The following is a 19,824-nucleotide window of genomic DNA, read 5'->3' on the forward strand; positions in this document are numbered from 1 at the left end:
CTGAAAGCACCTTATACCTATAAAACGAAGTGAAATGATATTGGCTCTTGCTGCAAAGAGGAAGAAACTGATAGCGGGTTTTATGCTATCCCTGATCTATATGGAAGTGGTAATACCTTCCTATGCTTTGGGTAAGCCTGGCACGCCTCATTATACCCGGCCTGTTGCGGCTGCACCTGTACTTCCGGTGCCAGTCAACAGGAAAGCGGAAGCGCCTGTAAAGGTGGATTCCGTATCAGGAAATTTGTCCGGGGAAGCCGTCAAAGCAGATGGAGGACCTACCCAGCCTGAAACAGAGTCATTCCATTCTGTAAACAGTGACAATATGGTGAACCTTTTCAGCGGGGATTTTTCCTATAGCATTCCTTTGGTGGATGTAGGCGGATATCCTATCTCCATAGGTTATAACAGCGGCATTACTATGGACCAGGAAGCCAGCTGGACAGGGTTAGGGTGGAATATTAACCCTGGTTCCATAACGAGAAATGTAAGAGGGCTGCCGGATGATTTTAATGGCACGGATTACATTTCGAAAGTGATGAGTATTAAAAAGAATAAAACCATAGGTGTTGACGGTAGTTTCGGCGCTAAAATCTTTGGTACCCCCATCAAGTTTACCGCTAACCTGGGAATGTATTATAATAATTATCGGGGCTGGGGAATGGAGCAGGGTATCAATGCGAGTATCCGCAGCGGATCAAAAGCAGATGGGCCACTTACGGCCAGCCTGGGGATTTCGCAGAATACACAGGGAGGACTGAGTATTTCACCTGGCATATCACTTTCCTTATATCAGAAAGGGACGAATGAATATGGTGGTTTCTCCGGTAATGTTTCCACAAGCCTGGCCTTTAATACGAGGAGTGGTATGAAAGCGTTGCAATTTTCCGCTGGTGTTGCCAAGTATCAGCATTTCGACAAGATCACGCACGACGCGAGTGTAAATGGTTATACTTCGCTTGGTTTTTCCAGTTCCATCAGTTTTGCAGCGCCTTCCTATACACCTAGTATCAGCATGCCCTATACCAGCGAAGCTTATACAGGCAGATTTAGTTTAGGTGGAGAATTATTTGGCTTTTATCCAAATTTTGGATTGAGTGGCTATGTGACTACCCAGTACATTGCAGATGAGGATACGATAAAAACTTTACCAGCATACGGGTATCTTAACCTATATAACGGAGGCGTTAAAGAAAATGCGCTGCTGGATTACAACAGGGAGAGGGAAATCCCGGTGCAGTCGAGCAACCGTACCATAGCCCTGCCATACTATACCTACGATGCCTTTTCCATTACCGGTGAAGGAACGGGCGGTATGTTCAGGGGATACCGGAATGACCTGGGTTATGTGTTTGATCATCCGATGCGGACCCGCGATAAATCGCTCAGCGGAGGTTTGGACATAGGAGCAGGGAATGCTATACATATAGGGGCAGATTTTAACCAGACGCATTCCTATTCGGCCAGCGGACCCTGGAAAGATGATAATCCATTGGCAGCAAGTTTACGTTTTACCAATGCTGATAAGGACTATGAACCGGTATATTTTCGTAATCCGGGAGAGATGGCCATCAACAACAGCCAGTTTTATGAAACAATAGGAGGAGACGATGTGGTAATGCCTGAAATTGCCGGCAATCAAACACGGCATATTCATACTACCGGTAACCTCCTTAGATATCGTGGTGGTAACATCATTGGTAAATTGCCTTTATCTGCTGCCAATAACCGTAAAAAGGACCGCGACAAGCGCACGCAGCTGATTACTTATCTCTCCGCAGAAGAGGCCAGTGTCGTGGGAATGGCAAAATTTATCGAGAACTATAAAGTTAACGAATACACGCTTAATAAGTGTGATATGACCATGCCGTCGAGCCTTGAAAACAAGCAGGGATTTTTGGCGGAAATATATGAGGCTGATTGGTTTTTCGACTATGCGCTGAAGCATGTGGTTACCTTCCCTGATATCACGTTTGACTATCTTTGGCAGTTGTGGCCCCGTGCCAGCTCTCCTTTGCCTTATAGAAACGAGGCGCGCGTGTGCATGAGGTTTAAATCGCGTTTAAAGGCGCCTTTAACCGGGAAATATCAGATCAAAACCATCCTCAATGACAGGTTGCGATTATTTATCAATGACAGCCTTTTCATCGACAAATGGCAGCGGGAATATTCGTATGAACCGGGTGAAAGCACGGTAAACCTTGAAGCAGGTAAAATGTATGATATCAAAATTGAGTACTTCAACGGACCAGCCAATGGCGTACTAAAAATGGACTGGTATTGTAATGGCACCAGGGTGCCAAACGAAAACTTCTTTTTACCTGAAACCATTGATACGTTAAATCTAGGGGCTGTTTCACTGGAAAAAAGGGTTAACAATTTCCGTAAACCCCATCATATTTCAGAGGTTGATGTGTTGAATCCGGATGGGCAGAAATATGTATACGGCATACCGGTATATAATCTCCTTCAGAAGGAAGCTACATTTTCCCTAAACCATGAAGATGGAAATACAGCGGAAGGAACTGCAGACTATAACTCCGGCGTAGATAATACTACCCGCAACAACAAGGGCAATGACAACTATATTTCAAAAGAAGTAATGCCGGCATATGCACATACTTTTCTACTGACTGGTATTGTGTCGCCTGATTATGTAGATCTTACCGGCGATGGTATCACCGATGACGATCCTGGAAATGCCATTAAGTTCAACTATTCAAAAACTGCCGGTAGCGCTTATTCTTATAAATGGAGAACTCCTTATAATAATAAGGTGACTTTCAACGAAGGGGTTAAATCTAATTTTAAAGATGATAAAGGCAGTTATGTATACGGGGAAAAAGAACTGTGGTACCTGAACTCCATCATCTCCAAAAATATGGTGGCTACTTTTAAAGTAAGCAACCGGGAAGATTTGCTGCCGATCACAGAAAGCGGACAAAAAATAGCAGGCAGTGAGCTGCCAAAGAAACTGGATGAGATTAATCTGTATACAAAGGCAGACTTTATTAAATATGGCGATAAGGCCAAACCTATAAAGACGGTGCATTTCGATTACACCTATGAGCTTTGTCCTGGTATTAATGCCCCGCTGAATAATGGTGGAAAACTAACATTGAAGAGGATCTGGTTCTCCTACAATGGTAATCAGAGTAAAGATCCTGTGAGGGCAAGGCGAAACAGTTATGTATTTTATTACAACAGTAAGAATCCCGGGTACAATGGAAAATCATTTGACCGTTGGGGTAATTATAAAGATGCTTTGCAGAATCCCAAATCTACCGCACAGAACCTGATTACCAATGCGGAATATCCATATGCATTACAGGATAGTTTGGTAATGGCGGCCAATGTGGCCGCATGGACAATGGATTCTATAAAACTGCCTTCAGGAGGGCGTATAAAGATCAACTATGAAAGTGATGATTACGCTTATGTGCAAAACCGCCGTGCAGCCCAGATGACGTCGATTGCGGGTTTGTCACCTAACAGGCCATCTTCCCTGAGTGATATTTCCAACCGGCTTTATGGCAGCTCAGATTATCTGTATGTATCTTTTAATGTGCCTAAGGCGGTGACTTCGAAGAAGGAGGTATTCACTAACTACCTGGAGGGATTACATGATACGCTGTATTTCCGTATGAATGTGCAGATGCCGTTGGAAACCGATAAGCCGGATAATGGTGCTGAATACATTCCTTGTTATGGTTTTCTTGATGCCGATGATTACGGATTTTATAATGGCGGGAAAACTATTTATGTAAAACTCCGTTCGGTGGAGCTGGATGGCGATGGGGGTGGAAAATTCAGTCCGCTTGCCAACGCCGCTATTCAATACCTGAAAGTGAATTTGCCGTCAAAAGCTTACCCGGGAAGTGAAATAGGTGATGATCTCACCGGAGCCGGCGCCATCAAGATGCTGGCTACTATGATCACTTCCATCCATAGTGAGTTGCAGGGATTCCCGGCTGCAGCAAGAAAACGTGGGGCAGCAAGGGATCTTGATCTTACCCGTTCCTTTGCCAGGTTGAATGAGCCGAATTATAAAAAGTATGGGGGCGGATTGCGGGTAAAGAGCATCCTGATTTATGACCACTGGAATGCTATGACCGGTCAGAAGGAATCCTTGTACGGTACTGTTTATAATTATACTACAACAAAGCTGATCAATGGTAAAGAAGTAGAGATCAGCAGTGGCGTGGCTGCTTACGAGCCAATTCTTGGCGGAGAAGATAATCCATGGCGTACGCCACTTATATACAAAGAGAAATTAGGTAAACTGATTCCGGATGTGGTAAGTTACGTGGAAACGCCATTGGGTGAAACCTTGTTCCCTTCAGCCTCTGTGGGATACAGCAAAGTACAGAGCCGTTCTTTGATGACAAAAAATGTACGTTCTGCCAATGGGTATAATGAATCCTGTTTTTATACTGCCTATGATTTCCCTACTTATGTGAGTTTCTCAGAGTTTGAAGGTGGGACTACCCGAATGGATTACACGCCTGGCCTGGGGGGAATTCTGAAAATAAATACGGCGCGTCACCTCGCAATGACCCAGGGCTTCGTAGTGGAGCTGAATGATATGAACGGGAAGATGAAGTCGCAGTCGGTATACGCGGAAGGCGGAAAGGAACCAATTTCTTCCACTACCAACTACTACCGGGTGGCAGATGAAAACAGTGAATTCAAGCACCTGAACAACCGGGTATTATCAATGAATGCGCAAGGCGTAATAGACTCCGGTGCTGTTATTGGATTGGATGTAGAACTGATGACGGACATGCGGGAGCAGACTTCTAAAACAGAAGGAATGAGTTATAGCGCAGGAACTGATGGTTTTTATGCCGGTTTGTGGTCCAGTACAGGTTTTGGACTGGTATATCCTCAAAGTGAAGAGAAGAAGTTCCGTTCGTCTGCTACAACTAAAGTGATTAACCGTCACGGTATCCTGGATAGTGTGGCTGTAACCGACAAAGGAAGCAGGGTTACCACGCGCAACCTGCTTTTCGATAGTGAAACGGGAAGTGTATTGCTGACCGCCACACAAAACGAGTTCGGGGATTCTATATTCCAGTTCGTTTATCCGGCCGCCTGGGCATACGATGGTATGAGTGGCGCGTACAGGAATATCAATACTTCCCTGCGTGGTATAAATATCAAGGCGGGTAAGCTTTTAAATGATCTTTACCCTGCTACAGTGGGAGATTATTTTGCTTCCGGTGATGAAATCATTATGTACAGCAGGATACAGATAGATACAGCAGAATGTTCAACAGAGCTGGCCAGCTTCCCCGGCAGTGCTAAAATCTGGGCAGTGGATGCCAACGCTATTAAAGGTGGCACACCGGATATTTATTTTATGACTAAAGAAGGCGCACCAGTTACGGGTAATGATGTTACGATGAAGATCATCCGCTCCGGCAGGAAAAATATCGGCGCTAATATGGGTACTGTAACGATGATGAAAAATCCCTTGGAAAAATCCGGTACTGGCTATAAGCTGGTGATCGGTAAGCAAAAGAATATTATTAATGCCTCTATGGTAGAGTATAAGCAGAACTGGCATGTGGAAGATTCCAAGAAATCAACCACCACCTGCGTTTACCAGTAATCGTCATTATTAAAAAGAGAATTATGAAGATCCGGAATATTGTATTTGCGTTGCTGCTGTTATCGGGCATATCCGTTTCCGCCCAGAGAGTGCCTGTACAGGTAGATATAAAGCTGAAAGGAGAATGGCAGGTTAAAAGTGTGACGGTAGAGAGATATCATATGAAGCAGGGCCATTTGCTGGGGAAACAGGAGATTACTGCTTATGATTCTATTACGACCATTGGAGGAGGCTTTCTGAATATAGTATTCAGAGAAGATTATTGCATTATTAAGCAATCCGGTGGCCGTAACGCCTGGGATTATATTCATGCAGACTCCGGACGTTTGGAATTGAAACCAGTAGTGGATAGCCAAGCACCGTCCAAGGAAACACCGGAGCACCACTTACGGTTACAATATTCATTCGGAAGTAACGGGGATCTGTTTATTGGTCCGATGATATCGGGTTATATGGACAGGTCTACCGGTGTACCAGTTAAAATGAAGTATACCTGTCATTATACCAGGATTAAGTAATCCTGAAATATATTATTAAAGCCTATTACCCTATACCAGATGGGACAATTCAATAAATGTAAGAAGAGCGCGGCCGGAATGTTGTTAATGTTGCTGTTGTTTACCGGCAACCAGTTATGGGCGCAATGCAGTAACTGGAATATTGCTACCGTTACAGATAGTTCTGTCTGTGCCGCCAGTGGTAAAATAACGGTATCCGTTAATGGCGCCGATGCCGGGAATCTGAGCAATTTTTTCTATAGCCTGAATCCTTTGACTGCAGGAGGTAATGTGATTTACCAGAGTACAACCCCGGTGCTGGAAAATCTGAAGCCAGGCAGATACCAGGTATTGGTAGAGGCATTGTGTGGGCAGCAGCCTGTTTCCCGGTCGGTGGAAGTAGTGGTAGCGGGGAGTTACCAGGAGCTGACGGTTGGTGTTTTTCCGGTCAGGAATACATTGAATGCGTGTAATACCGGGCGCATGAGAGTTGAGTTGAATAGCGGAAGGAAGCCGTACCGGATTACGCTTACTTCTACTCCGGCCAACTATAGAGGACCGAAAAATTTTGATACCAGTGTTAATATAGTATATATCGATAGTCTTACCGCAGGAACCTATATGGTTTCGGTAACGGATGCCTGTTCTACCACTCCGGCAACCGGAAGTATAACAATAAACGAATTGCCGGTTATCGACAGGATGTATCCGCAGTTTTCGAATAGCGGTAGCTGTAATAGTTTTAATACTTACCCCTATATTTACGAACTTTATATTTCCGGCTATTCCAATACAGATAGTATTGCCACTTATAGTATTTCTTTGGACGGGGGGCCAAAAACGCCGTATAAAGCAGTGGAAAATGCTTATCAGACGATTACGCTCCTGGCAGGAAAGACGCTCAAAGATTATTACGGAAAAATAATTAGTTATTACGTAAATATCCGTTGTCAGGGATGAATTAGTTGCATCGCAGGAAGTGCCGACTCCAAGTTTTACCTATAATATATTGAGGGACTGTGATAACCGGTTTAGTTTTGGCACAACTTTTTATCAATCAGATCTTTTCTGTAACCCACTTACTATCTCTTTACAAGATAAAACGACCAATCAGGTACTTACCCAAACAGCTGATTTTGCCAATGGAACTGTTTCTCAAAAATTTCCATATGGCAATTACAGGTTAACTGTTACCACCGCAGATGGTTTTGTGATGGCAAATGACACCTCCTTCATGGTAGGGCCAACTGATACACTGAATCCTTATTCAGTTCGGATAGAATCGCCATATCAAGCCTATACGGGCGTAAGCGGAATTGCAGGTTTTTCTTTTTATGTTAATACCGGGCATTTTCCCAGCGGAACTACCATTCAACTCATTTATCCGTACACAGGAAGAGTGATTTCCGTACCCGATTCGCGTTCATATATGGATGTTTATTATAAGGAAGATAATTCTTATTGGACACCAGGATATTATGTTTTCAGGATAACTGATCCTTGTATTGGGAAAACTTACGATTTGCCGGCTTTTATAGGGGAGGATGATGTATACAGGTATAACTGGTCGTATACATTGGAACGGACTTGTGTGGGTATGAAAGTAACACCCAAAGGTAGTTACAAATATAGGGGAAGTGAACCCGGAGGGATTTATAAGGTACTATCCGGAACCAGTTCATTCCCAACAGAATCTATTAGTGAAGGAGAGTCTATTATATTACCGTTTGCAGGTAGCTATAGAATTGCCATAAGTTCAACGTCGTTTACGTATGATTGGGGAGCGGAGAATACTAAAACCATCACCTTCGATGACTCCCCCCTGAAAGCTCAGAACGACAGTACTTTAGGTTGGATATGTCCCGGTGACCCGGCTAACAGCGGCCATATTAAAATCCGGGGCGTAGATGGGAACAGCGGCACGCAACACTATTTGTATAAACTCGCAATAGACGGAAAAGGGGAAACCGGTCCTTATCTCGATAGCAATTACACTGGTAATTTCAACAGTAACAGTAATTACCAGTTATCAAGAAATACCAATTACCAGATAAAGATCATCGACGATTGCGGAGCGTCCATTGTACAGCGGGTAACGATTCTCGACTTTGCCAATTACCAGGTAGTGACAACAGACAAACCACTATTCTGTATCAATGATGATGTATACCTGAGAGCATTCAACCTGCCAACAACTGCAAAAACTTATACCTGGACCGGACCTGATAATTTCACCAGCAACGCACAAACAGTGATGTTGCCCCAGGTGAAACCGGCACAAGAAGGGGTGTATCATGTATCCATCAGCTCCGATATGTGCTCGCGTCCTATTGAAGGCAGTGTGGATATCCGGTTGGCGCCTTATATCACTTATTGCTATAGCGCAGTTACAGATACGACTGTGAATCCTTATACATTCGGTATGCTGGGTAACTGGCGTGCTTCACGTACCTACACTTACTACGGCGCCCGTGCGCAATCCAGTACTGCCGTGAAAACAAATATCCGTACAGACGGTGCTTTCAGGGATTTTGAAACCTTCTGGAAACAGCAAACGAAAGGATGGGCAAAGGATAGCAACTACGATTCCACTGCATGGGTATGGAATGCGGAGAGTACTATTTTTAATAAAAAAGGTTTTGAACTGGAGAATAAAGATCCATTAGGCCGCTACAACGCCGGATTATACGGTTATGACAATGCTGTTCCGGTGGCTACGGTGCAAAATAGCCGTTACCGCGATGCTGCATTTGATGGCTTCGAAGATTATTCGTTCATCAGTGGTAAATGTAATGACGATGCCACCTGTAAAGTAGACCGCAGACTGGATTTTAGCAGTTACCTGGCTAATATAGACAGCACCCAGCATCATACCGGGCGCTATAGTATGCGTGCTAATGCACATGATACCATCCAGATGAAAGTGGCAGTGGTTGCTGCAGAAACGGTGCTTGAATCTCCCACTTTTAATAAGGGAAGTAATGCCTGCACGCCCTATGAAGTATTGAAAAATGTAAGAGCCAACAGCACGGTATTATTACCGCCATTTTCACCCGTAGCCGGCAAACGGATGTTATTCAGCGTATGGGTGAAAGAGGAGCAGACCTGTAACTCTACTTCTTATACCAATAACAAGATTACGTTGTTTGTGGCAGGTGAAACCCGTGTTACTGCGGAAGTGCAGCCTACCGGCAGTATTATTGAAGGCTGGCAGCGGTATGAACAGGTCATTGATCTTCCGGCGGGTAGTACTGGTCTCAGTGTAGTAATGGTGGCTACTGGTAATACGAAAGTGTATTTCGATGACCTGAGATTCCATCCTTACAATGCCAATATGAAATCGTTTGTGTACGATCCGCAGAACCTGCGCCTTATGGCGGAGCTGGACGAGAATAATTATGCTTCCTTCTATGAATATGACGATAATGGCACCCTCACCAGGGTGAAAAAGGAAACAGAGCGCGGTATAAAAACAATCAAAGAATCCAGAAACGGCCTTATAAAAACAGATAATGAGTAATAAGCATATCACCCTGACAACTGCTTTGTTCCTGCTGATTTTACTCGCTGCCGGTTCCCGGGTGCTGGCTCAATTGCAGGATACGACCAAGTTGTTTGCTGAATTCACTAAAATACAGCAGGATGCCAGAAAACAGCCGGTATCTTATGATATCCGGATTACCAGTATAAGACCGGGATCTGCCGCTTTAGCAGATTCGATGTCTGGCTATATGCATATCGATGGCAGCCGTTTGCACTACCTGCTGAATGATGTGGAAACAATCGTGAATGAGCGGTATATGATTGTATTGTTTAAGCAAAACAAAAGTATGTATCTCGCCAGGTCATCCGATAGCAAAGACGTGAATGAAGCCGGTTATTTAAATATGCGGAGAATGGCCGATGATATGCAGGATTGGCTGATGAGCGCAAAAGGAAAAGAAAAAGTATTGAAGATCCGGTATAAGGAAGGTGCAAGGTGCAAGAGCGCTGAATTTAAGATAGATCCGCGTACCGGTTACATAACAGATGCGCATATAGTAATGATCTCTCCTCCGGAGAACTTTACTGGTGGAAAAGAAGATAGTGTGCAGGTCCTGGAAGTGGATTCCCACTTTTTTAATCACAAGCCATTGCCTGCTTCCTATCACGGGTTTGATGAAAGTATTTACTTCACCAGAGAAGGAGATACGCTCAAACCAACGCCGGCTTACCGGGAATACCAAATTTTTAAAGCATCGCCGAACCTATAGAAGTATATGAAACCTTATTTGCTGAAAGTGCCCCGTATCCTGATTTTATGTAGTTTTTTCCTGCTGACAGGATTAACAGGTTATGCGCAGCTGAACCGCGGCATCCTGATCAAAAGCGTATTGGACGGCGCTGCCGGACAGCTGACGAAAGATTCAGTAGCTGACGTGCAGGACAAATATTACTTTGATGCCAACAAAAGTAAGCTGGATACGCCCTACCTGGTGCGTAACAGTATTACGCTGCGCATCAACGAGTTTTCAGGTTTATACCTGCCGGCTACTTTCAGCGCTACGGTGAATGTACGTATCTATTATACGGCTCCAAACCTGAGCAAGGATTCCACGGATCAGGTTATTACGGTGGATTATGACACAACTCATCCTTATCAGCTGCGTAACAGCTTTGTGTTCACCCAGGCCCACCAGGTAAAGGTGAAAGTGCTGAGTGTTACCACGAATGCGTCTAAAAATATTATTCCGGCATTGATACTGGAAAATGAGATGACGGTATACCCGGTGTATAAACTGGATTGTATAGCAGATGCCATTAAGCGGATTTCTTCCAATAATCCACCCAATACGGATTCTACTGATGAAATTGTGGTGAGCTGGGATGCAGTTACCGGCGCTGATGTATATGACCTGGAATGGGCTTATGTGGACTCGAGCGCGCTGGAATCCAACCGGTATGGCATACCGCTTAATCCATCGCTGGTATTTGAGAATAATACCACGCGGGTAACGATTGCCGGTAATTCTTATGCTGTTCCTTTGTTGTACGACAAGGTGGGTGTGTTGTATTACCGGGTGAGGGCGGTGCAGGAAAAGAGTAATGATGTAAGAATAGAAACGGCCTGGAGTTCTGATTATACCGAAGGATTGGGGCATTATACTTTTGGTGGTCACCAGAACCGGTTGAACTGGCAATCGAGTATATCTTTTGCAGAAGACGGAAAGCGGAAAGTGGTGGTGCAGTATTATGATGGAAGTTTACGCGGGCGTCAAACTGCTACCAAGGATAATACCACCAATAAAACGGTGGTGGCAGAATCGTTGTATGATTACCAGGGAAGACCTGTTATCCAGTTGCTGCCGGCCCCTACGCTGAATAATGTACTAAAATATACCCGCAATCTTAATTCTGCGATCAATGGCGGGGAGTATGATAAAAGCAAGTATGATCATATAGACCAGCCATCAGAAATTATTACTGCCAGTGCAGCTCAGATGAGCACTGCTGCCGGCGCCAACCAGTATTATTCCCCTGCCAACCCGGAGAAGAATACCGGGGTAAACCAATACCTGCCGGATGCGCAGGGTTATGCTTTTACGGAAACAGTACTCACACCGGATAACACGGGGCGTATCAGTCGCCAGGGTGGTGTAGGACCTGATTTTAAGATAGGCAGCAACCATGAGATAAAGTATTATTATGGCGATGCGGAGCAGGAGAGCCTGGATGCCTTGTTTGGCACGGAGGTAGGCATTAGCAGTCATTATAAGAAGAATGTAGTGGAAGATGCCAACGGACAATTGTCTGTGAGCTATGTGGATATGCATGGCCGCACTATCGCCACCGCGCTGGCGGGAGAGGCGTGGAACAAGAGCCTGGAAGATGTGCCGGAGAAAGAAGTAATCCCTGTTACGGACTCTTTATCAGGCCCTGGCAAAACATTTATCCGTGACCGTTCACTGGTCACTAACCATTCCACTACCGTGTTGATGGATGGTACCTATAAGTTTAATTATGAGCTGGATCCGCCGGTATTAACAAAGGTAGGTTGCGATGAGCACTCCACCAGTTATGTTAGTTTATATGATCTTCAGATCCGTATTACGGATGATGTATGGAACCAGCATATGCCAGGCAAGGTGCCTTTTGATACGGTCCTTCATAACTATACGCCAGCGTTGCAGGTAGCCGGCGACGGGAAGCTGTCGCTGGAATTTTCCCTTTTCCTGGTAAAGGGAACTTATAATATATCAAAGATCCTGTCGGTGAGCCATGTTGCGATGGAGTATTATCGTGACAGCATCTTTCTGAAAAATAATATCTGTACTTCTTATGAAACTATCCGGGAAAATCAGCTGATCAAACAACGTCAATCGCTTTGTGAGCCGGTATGTGGTGATTGCGAAGACCCTCAGCATACGGAAGGAGATGATATCCGCAGTATGATGCTGCAGGACATGAGTCCGCCTTCTGGTCAGTATGCGCTGCTGTCCGACAGTATGAAAACGGATTATTCCATTTTTTACCGTAACAATACCACTCCAGCCTATAAGCGTACAGATATTAAATACCTGGATGCGAACGGGCAGGAAGCAAGAGTATTAAGTGTTGAAACCAATACTTTTGTTATTCCGCAGGATCTGAGTGCACAGCAATTTGCAGATGAGTTCCAGCCTTCGTGGGCAGAGGCTTTATTGCCGCTGCATCCGGAGTACTGCAAACTGGGTTATCTGCAGGCCGACCAGATGAAGCAGGCGCAGCTCTGGGAGAAGGATTTTTCTGCTACTGATACTTATTTTGGAGCGAAGCAAAAAGGTTATCTGTTTCCCACCGCTACTACCAATCCGGATCCATTAATTTCTTACAGACGCGCGGAACTGATTGCCGGGTTAACCAAATATAAAGCGCCCTCCGGTGCCGCTATGACGTTACTGGGTATGGCCGTAGCAGCGAGTAAATGTGGAGAAACGGCTTCGTGTTTTGAAGATTATAAAGCATTAACACCTGAACAGGCAGAAGCCAGCATGTGTGCGGCGGATCTGGATATGGCCTGGCGTAACTTCCGCTCCCTGTACCTGAATATTCACCGGGAGCAGAGCAATAACTATATCAACAGCAGCTGTAATGCAGCACGTGGCGTAGCAGCAAACATTGCAGCGGCAGGCAAGCAACCACAATTTATTACGCCCGACCTGATCATGCGGCAGACGGGTGCAGTTGATATTGCGAATGGCGTTTTAGGACAGACCGGTAATGAGCAGGCTACCCGGGATGCTGCCCAGCAGGCAGTCAACCAGGTCTATTATAACAATATTGATAGTCTTGCCAATACATGGTTAAAGCAACTGGCGCCATGTAAATATACTGACGTGGCACTTGGGGAGATCAAAACCAAGCTGCTCAGTATGTGTAAAGCCAGTGCAGATGCAGACCATCCTTATGGCGCCAGTACGCTGAAGCCAGGCGCTTCCAATGCCTACAGCAGTTTCCAGGCCATCCTGGCAGAATATAATAATAGTCACCAGATCACAGACCCACTGATATGTAATGGGGAACTGATCACTTTCCCTAAGCCTTATAATAATCAACCGGCACTGGCTAGTAACTATAGTTATAAGAAACCGCAGGAATGTGAGTGTAATAACCTGAGTATACTGAATGCCCAATATTTACAAAACAAAAAACCGGGGGATGCTAACTTCTCCGTTTACCTGCAACGCACCCGCGGGGTAAAGATTGCTCAAACAGACCTGGACGATCTGCTGGCAGCATGTAGCAGCAGCAGTTCATCTGGTTGCGATTATCTTCCCCGGCCGGTAAAGATCCCGGCGCTGATCCAGTGTAGTATTGCGCCACCATGCGTGAACTGTGCGGTAACAGATAGTTTGTATCACCAGTTTACTACAGCTTATCCTGGTATTACGCCTGTTGCCGATGAAACGGCTCCCGGGCAGCAACAGAAAAATAAATTGTTTGAAGCCTTTATGAACAACCGTTTGGGCTTCAGTGAAAAAACGGCTACCTACCTGGAATTCCTGGACAGTTGTCATAACTCGGCCAACCAGGGTACCCGGGTTTGTGTGAAAACAGCCAGCACACAGCGCCAGGTGGTTACATATAGTAATGGCGGACAGGATACGATTACCGACATCCGTGCTGTTACAGATGGATTTATTATGGCCGGGGCTACTACCGGTTGCAGTGCCGGAAAGAAAGATGCCTACATTATTAAAACGGATGCCAGTGGTCAGCTACAATGGTCCAAAACCTATGGAGGAGACGAAGATGAGGAATTCCGCAGGTTAATACCAACATCAGACAGTGGTTATATAGCGATTGGTACCACCCGTTCCTATTGCTTCCCGCAGGGAGCGATGATGGTGGTAAGGATAGATGCGAGCGGCGGTGTGATATGGAATAAGACGGTTGATTTTGGGGAAGCCAACGGCGCAAAAGGTTGCGACATTGTGCAAACAGATGACGGTAACTTTGCTATTGCCGGATTACGTACTACAGGGGCTACCAATACAGAATGGGTGACCGGTGTATTGTCTGCCAACGGAGAGTTGGTATGGCTGAAGCAAACAGGCGCCGGTGATGCCAAAGATATGATCAGCCTGGTAGCCAGCAATGATACGCTGGTGGCAGGAACGTCGATGAATAACCAGACAGGCAGGATGCCGGTGTTGTTCAAACAGGACCTGAAAACCGGAGCGCCCTTACTGATGATGCAGTATCAGCCTGCTGGTGCTACGGGTAATTACGTAGTGAATAACCTGATCCGGACTACCACCGGTTATAAGATGGTGGTAACAGGAAGTAATAATACCGAATCGTTCATAGATGTGGATAACAGCGGTGCTATTGTTAGCATGAGACAGCAGAATGGCGTATCAGGGGCTATTGGTCAAACATGGACGGCCTCCGCTACGCTTGATGGTGGCGTTATTTCGGCTTCTTCCAGTCAGGATGTATGGTGGAGCAAATGGAGTGCTGATAATGTATTAAGCTGGGGCAGTCATGTTCAGCTGAGTGGCGATGATAAGGTATATAAAGTAGTGCAGCGGTCAGACAGTTCCTATGGCGGAGCCGGGATGTATAATGGGCGCGCCATGCTGATGCTGGCTAACAAGGAAGGAAAAAGTGGCTGTGATGATAAGCCGGAAACATTAAGTGTAAGCACAAATGTGCCGGGAGTGATCCTGATGGCCGCACAAGCCAGTCAGTATCTTTCCTATAACAATATTAATACCGTTGCTATTACCGACCGGGTATGTACCCCGCTTGTTACAGCGATTACCTGTCCGGGTATCGACAGCTGCTTTATGGTTTACGACGGGTTGCTGTGTGGCAATGCAGTACCTGCTTACCAGGAAGATCCGTTAACACCGGTAACGGCTTGTGCTGACAGCCTGGATATAGCAGATAATAAGGCACGTGAGATTTACAATGCTATCCGTGATTCGGTGATGAATGATTTTGAGAGCACTTATCTTTCTAAATCGATGGCCGCCATATCCGGTGAGCGTTTTGCGGTGAGTTATAATTTGGGTGAGTATCATTATACGCTGTACTACTATGATCAGGCAGGTAACCTGGTAAAAACGGTACCTCCTGCTGGTGTGGTAAGGAACCGCTCACGTCAGTGGCTGGATAGCGTGCAGGAAGCGAGAAAGAATGGTGTTGCATTAACACCGGTTCATAAGCTGGAAACGGAATACAGGTATAATACCCTAAATAATGTAGTAGAGCAGAAAACCCCGGATGCAGGAACATCCCGTTTCTGGTATGACCGTTTGGGAAGAATTGCGATTTCTCAGAACTCAAAACAATTACATCCTGTAACGGGTCCTGTGGCGTATAGCTATACGCTTTATGATTACATCGGTCGTATCACAGAAGTAGGGGAGATCAACAATAGTATGGCGATAACGGATGCCATCAGCCGTGATCCGGTGGCCTTGTCCTTATGGATACAGGGTGGTGGTAGCAGTCGTTCGCAGATTACCCGCACGGTGTATGACCAGCCTTATAATTTTGTGGAGAACATCGGCTGGAAGGCCAAGAACCTGAGAAACAGGGTATCCTGGTCCGGTGTCTATAACAATATTGCAGATACGGTACCAGGCGGACAAGCTGCCGCAACTTATTATAGTTATGACATACATGGCAATGTAAGCACGTTACTGCAAGACTATAATCCGGCTACAGAAGATAACAATGGTAATCGCTGGAAAGAAATCCGTTATACTTATGACCTGGTTAGTGGCAAAGTAAATACGGTGAGCTACCAGCCAGGAAAGGTGGATGCTTATTATCACCGTTATAACTATGATGCAGAAAACAGGATTATCAATGTAGAAACCAGCCGTGACAGTCTTTATTGGGAGAATGATGCGTATTACCAGTACTACAAACATGGAGCACTCGCGCGAAGCGTGATAGGTCAGGCGCAGGTGCAGGGCATGGATTATGCCTATAATCTGCAGGGATGGATGAAGGGAGCTAACAGCACCGGTACTAACGATATGGGGCATGATGGGGCAAGCACTGGCTTAACGGCTAAAGATGTGTTTGGCTACTCGCTGTATTACTACGGAGACAATGATTATACGCCGATATCTACCAGCCGTCCGTTTGCGGTCACCGGCAGTACGCTGAAGCCTTTATTCAACGGCAACATCAGCGGAATATCACTGAACCTGCCTAAGGTTGGAGAACCATTATTGTATGCTTACAAATATGATGTGCTCAACAGGCTGACAGGTATGAATGCTAATCGTGGATTGGATCAGGGCAGTAATACCTGGACACCGGTAACAGTAGAAGATTTTAAAGAGAACATTAGTTACGATCCTAACGGCAATATCCTGACCTATAACCGGAATGGAAATGAAACCTGGGCAAATAAACCCAGGATGATGGACGCACTGACGTATCACTACACGCCGGGCACCAATAAGTTATCTTCCATAGATGATGCTATCGCCCCTGGTCAATATGACAATGATATCGATGCGCAGGAGGCAGGTAATTACAAATATGATTCTATCGGCAACCTGATTGCAGACAAAGAAGGCAAGCTGGATAGCATTGTTTGGAACTTATATGGTAAAATCAGCAGGATCAGGAAATCAGATAATACATTGATTATCTATAAATATGATGTTGCTGGTAACAGGATCAGTAAAATTGCAGGTAACACAGAAACCCGCTACGTACGCGACGCTACCGGCAATGTAATGAGTGTGTATGTAAGTGGGAACACAAACATCAATAATGGCTTACTGAGCCAGATTGAAACACATTTGTATGGAAGCAGCAGGTTAGGCATTGATACCCGTGTGATCGCTTTGCAGAATGATGCGGAGGTTCAAAATACCAGGTTAACAGGTGTTGGAGACGGTAGATTTGTTAACTTTATGCGGGGGTATAAGTTCTTTGAACTGAGTAATCATCTGGGCAATGTGCTGGCTACGGTATCTGATGAGAAGATGGGGGTTTCTACTGATGGCAATAACATTGACCGTTATGAAGCCAGGGTGATATCTGCACAGGATTATGCACCTTTTGGAATGGGATTGACGGGTAGAGGGTTTGATGTGGGGAAATACCGATATGGGTTTAACGGGAAGGAGAATGATAATGAGGTGAAGGGAGCGGGGAATCAGTATGACTATGGGTTTAGGATATATGACCCACGAATAGCTAGGTTTTTGTCAGTGGATCCATTAACTCAAACATATCCATGGTATACTCCTTATCAGTTCGCAGGAAATAAGCCTATAGTCGCTGTAGATCTGGATGGCCTAGAAGAATTAATAGTACACCAATACTTTAATCAAGGTAAGGTGTCGAAGATTGAAATTATGAGATATACAGATGTTAATGGGCAACTACAAAATAATCAAATGACTCGCTTGTCTGATGGATATAAAATAGCAGGGAATGTGTTAACCTTTAACCATAGAGGAAATAATGCTGCACCTGAGGTTGTAGAACAAGATCAACTAACCAAAACACAGCAGGATGTTTTAAATAAGAATTTATCTGTCAGGAGCTTTTCATATAAGAATGGTGGGCATGAGTCTTTTTCTAGTTCTGAATATGACGGGCGCGAGTATGCAGAGGGAAACTTTATTAAATCTTCAGGAACAATTGAATATCCTGTGCCAGCTAAGCCGAAGCCTCGACCTGTTTTATTTGATGATCATCACCCTATTAGACCAGGAGTTACCTTATCTGATTTTAAGGGATCAAATAATTATTATATAGGAGTAAGTAATTTTCCAAGTGCAGGAGATTTAGGGGATGAGATGAAAGGTTCACTTTCAAGATTGGGAAAATCTATTGATCAGGCGGGCAATATTAAAACTATTACAGTTAGCCTAACACAAGTTGTGGGATCGGATATAACAGCTGGTCAATATAACGAGGCTGTAAGGCAGGCCAATGTTGCGCTTGGTAACATAATAAACACATTGGATAAAGATACAAAGAGTAAGGTGAAAATTGTTAATGGGGGAGCCACAGTATTACGATCAAATAATAATGCTAATAAGATTAAAGATGCAGGAACACATATCAAATTGCAGTAAGTTAAATTCTGTATTGGTATTTTTTATTTTGCTCTGCTGTGTGAATACTTTAAAAGCACAGTCTAAAGTAAAATTATGTAAGGCGCCAATTTTTGTTGATGCAATTAAATCAGGATTTCCTCATTTAGAGGAGTCTCCCGATACTATAACAATTAGAGAAGGCGAAACCTATTATTTAAGGATGCTTCTTAAAAGTTGTAAGGGGGCCATGTATCTTGAGCGCCATTTACTGTCCAATGGGATTTTGGTTTTTAGTGGTAACTATTTGGATGCAGTTAAGCTTGATACCGTTCAGGCTTGGGCGGTAGATCCCGTGACAGGGAATCGCACGCCTCGAACAGCTACACATTATAAACCATTAAGAACTGGGACATGGAAATATTATGACGAGAAAGGGGAGTTGTTGAAAGAGGAGAAATATGAGAATGGAAATCTGATTATTGACAACAAGTAGGGAGGAAACAATTAAATATATGAAAGAAAAGGGAGCCGTAACAAAAAAAGAGTAAAAACTTATGAAGTTATTAATTGTATTATTCGGACTTACAATGGCAATTGACTTTTCTTGTAAGTCAGTAAAGGAAAGTAAATCGGGGAAAAAGCTGGTGACCGAAAATTGTATCTCATGTCATAATTATTCAGAAACCAGATCAATGTACACACCATCCATATTAGTATGAATGAAATAGGGACGGCCTTTAAACAGATATATGATAATATGCTAAAAGATACTAATCATTTAAATATATCGAAGGTATTTACGTCTAGAGACAAAGATAGTATTTATAGGTTTATAATGTCTCAGGAATGCAGCGTTGAGGATCTGAGACAATAATAAGCCAGATATCTAAATAATGAAATGTAATCTTCTTAGTTGTTTTAATGGCTGTTGATGATAATGTATTCGAATCTTATGACATATTAAGGAATTAGGGAGTCTAATGACAGAAACGTTAAGCAGAATAGTCCTACACGTGAAATTGTGTCTGGCGGTAAAAGAAGCATGTTTGATCTCAAGGAATGCCGATGACACAGTTCGCGGAACGGGCGCTCAAGTCGCAAGTCCGGAATATCAAGAGAACATAAAAATCGTTTGGCTTTAATAGCCCGCAAATAAACATAATAATTT

The 19,824-nt window shown here is 44.4% G+C and carries 7 protein-coding genes; all 7 read left to right on the top strand.

Features of this window, described 5'->3' with window-relative positions; genetic code table 11:
* Positions 1-34 precede the first annotated feature (34 nt).
* The gene (locus QFZ51_RS10420; RefSeq protein ID WP_429045596.1) at positions 35-5,614 is read left to right on the top strand and encodes a PA14 domain-containing protein; all 5,580 of its coding nucleotides are present in this window, start codon (positions 35-37) and stop codon (positions 5,612-5,614) included.
* 23 nt (positions 5,615-5,637) lie between these two features.
* Positions 5,638-6,132, top strand: a complete 495-nt coding sequence (locus QFZ51_RS10425; protein WP_429045598.1) for a hypothetical protein — start codon at positions 5,638-5,640, stop codon at positions 6,130-6,132.
* Between the two features lie 39 nt (positions 6,133-6,171).
* On the top strand, positions 6,172-7,071 hold the full coding sequence (locus QFZ51_RS10430; RefSeq protein WP_429045599.1) for a hypothetical protein: 900 nt from the start codon (positions 6,172-6,174) through the stop codon (positions 7,069-7,071).
* A gap of 562 nt (positions 7,072-7,633) precedes the next feature.
* Entirely contained in the window at positions 7,634-9,631 is a 1,998-nt protein-coding gene (locus QFZ51_RS10435) for a hypothetical protein (protein ID WP_429045601.1), read from the top strand.
* Positions 9,624-10,364, top strand: coding sequence for a hypothetical protein (locus QFZ51_RS10440; protein WP_429045602.1), 741 nt, complete (start codon positions 9,624-9,626; stop codon positions 10,362-10,364). The genes QFZ51_RS10435 and QFZ51_RS10440 overlap by 8 nt, the downstream gene beginning before the upstream one ends.
* Before the next feature lie 6 nt (positions 10,365-10,370).
* The gene (locus tag QFZ51_RS10445) at positions 10,371-18,695 is read left to right on the top strand and encodes an RHS repeat domain-containing protein (RefSeq protein ID WP_429045604.1); all 8,325 of its coding nucleotides are present in this window, start codon (positions 10,371-10,373) and stop codon (positions 18,693-18,695) included.
* Positions 18,667-19,149: a toxin-antitoxin system YwqK family antitoxin gene (locus QFZ51_RS10450; RefSeq protein ID WP_429045605.1), complete on the top strand. Its 483-nt coding sequence runs from the start codon at positions 18,667-18,669 to the stop codon at positions 19,147-19,149. The genes QFZ51_RS10445 and QFZ51_RS10450 overlap by 29 nt, the downstream gene beginning before the upstream one ends.
* Positions 19,150-19,824 lie beyond the last annotated feature (675 nt).

Source organism: Chitinophaga sp. W3I9 (assembly GCF_050434025.1).
Taxonomy (GTDB): Bacteria; Bacteroidota; Bacteroidia; order Chitinophagales; family Chitinophagaceae; genus Chitinophaga.

Coding starts and splice junctions, on each gene's coding strand:
- QFZ51_RS10420 (WP_429045596.1), top strand. CDS start 35: ATGATATTGGCTCTTGCTGCAAAGAGGAAGAAACTGATAGCGGGTTTT.
- QFZ51_RS10425 (WP_429045598.1), top strand. CDS start 5,638: ATGAAGATCCGGAATATTGTATTTGCGTTGCTGCTGTTATCGGGCATA.
- QFZ51_RS10430 (WP_429045599.1), top strand. CDS start 6,172: ATGGGACAATTCAATAAATGTAAGAAGAGCGCGGCCGGAATGTTGTTA.
- QFZ51_RS10440 (WP_429045602.1), top strand. CDS start 9,624: ATGAGTAATAAGCATATCACCCTGACAACTGCTTTGTTCCTGCTGATT.
- QFZ51_RS10445 (WP_429045604.1), top strand. CDS start 10,371: ATGAAACCTTATTTGCTGAAAGTGCCCCGTATCCTGATTTTATGTAGT.
- QFZ51_RS10450 (WP_429045605.1), top strand. CDS start 18,667: ATGCAGGAACACATATCAAATTGCAGTAAGTTAAATTCTGTATTGGTA.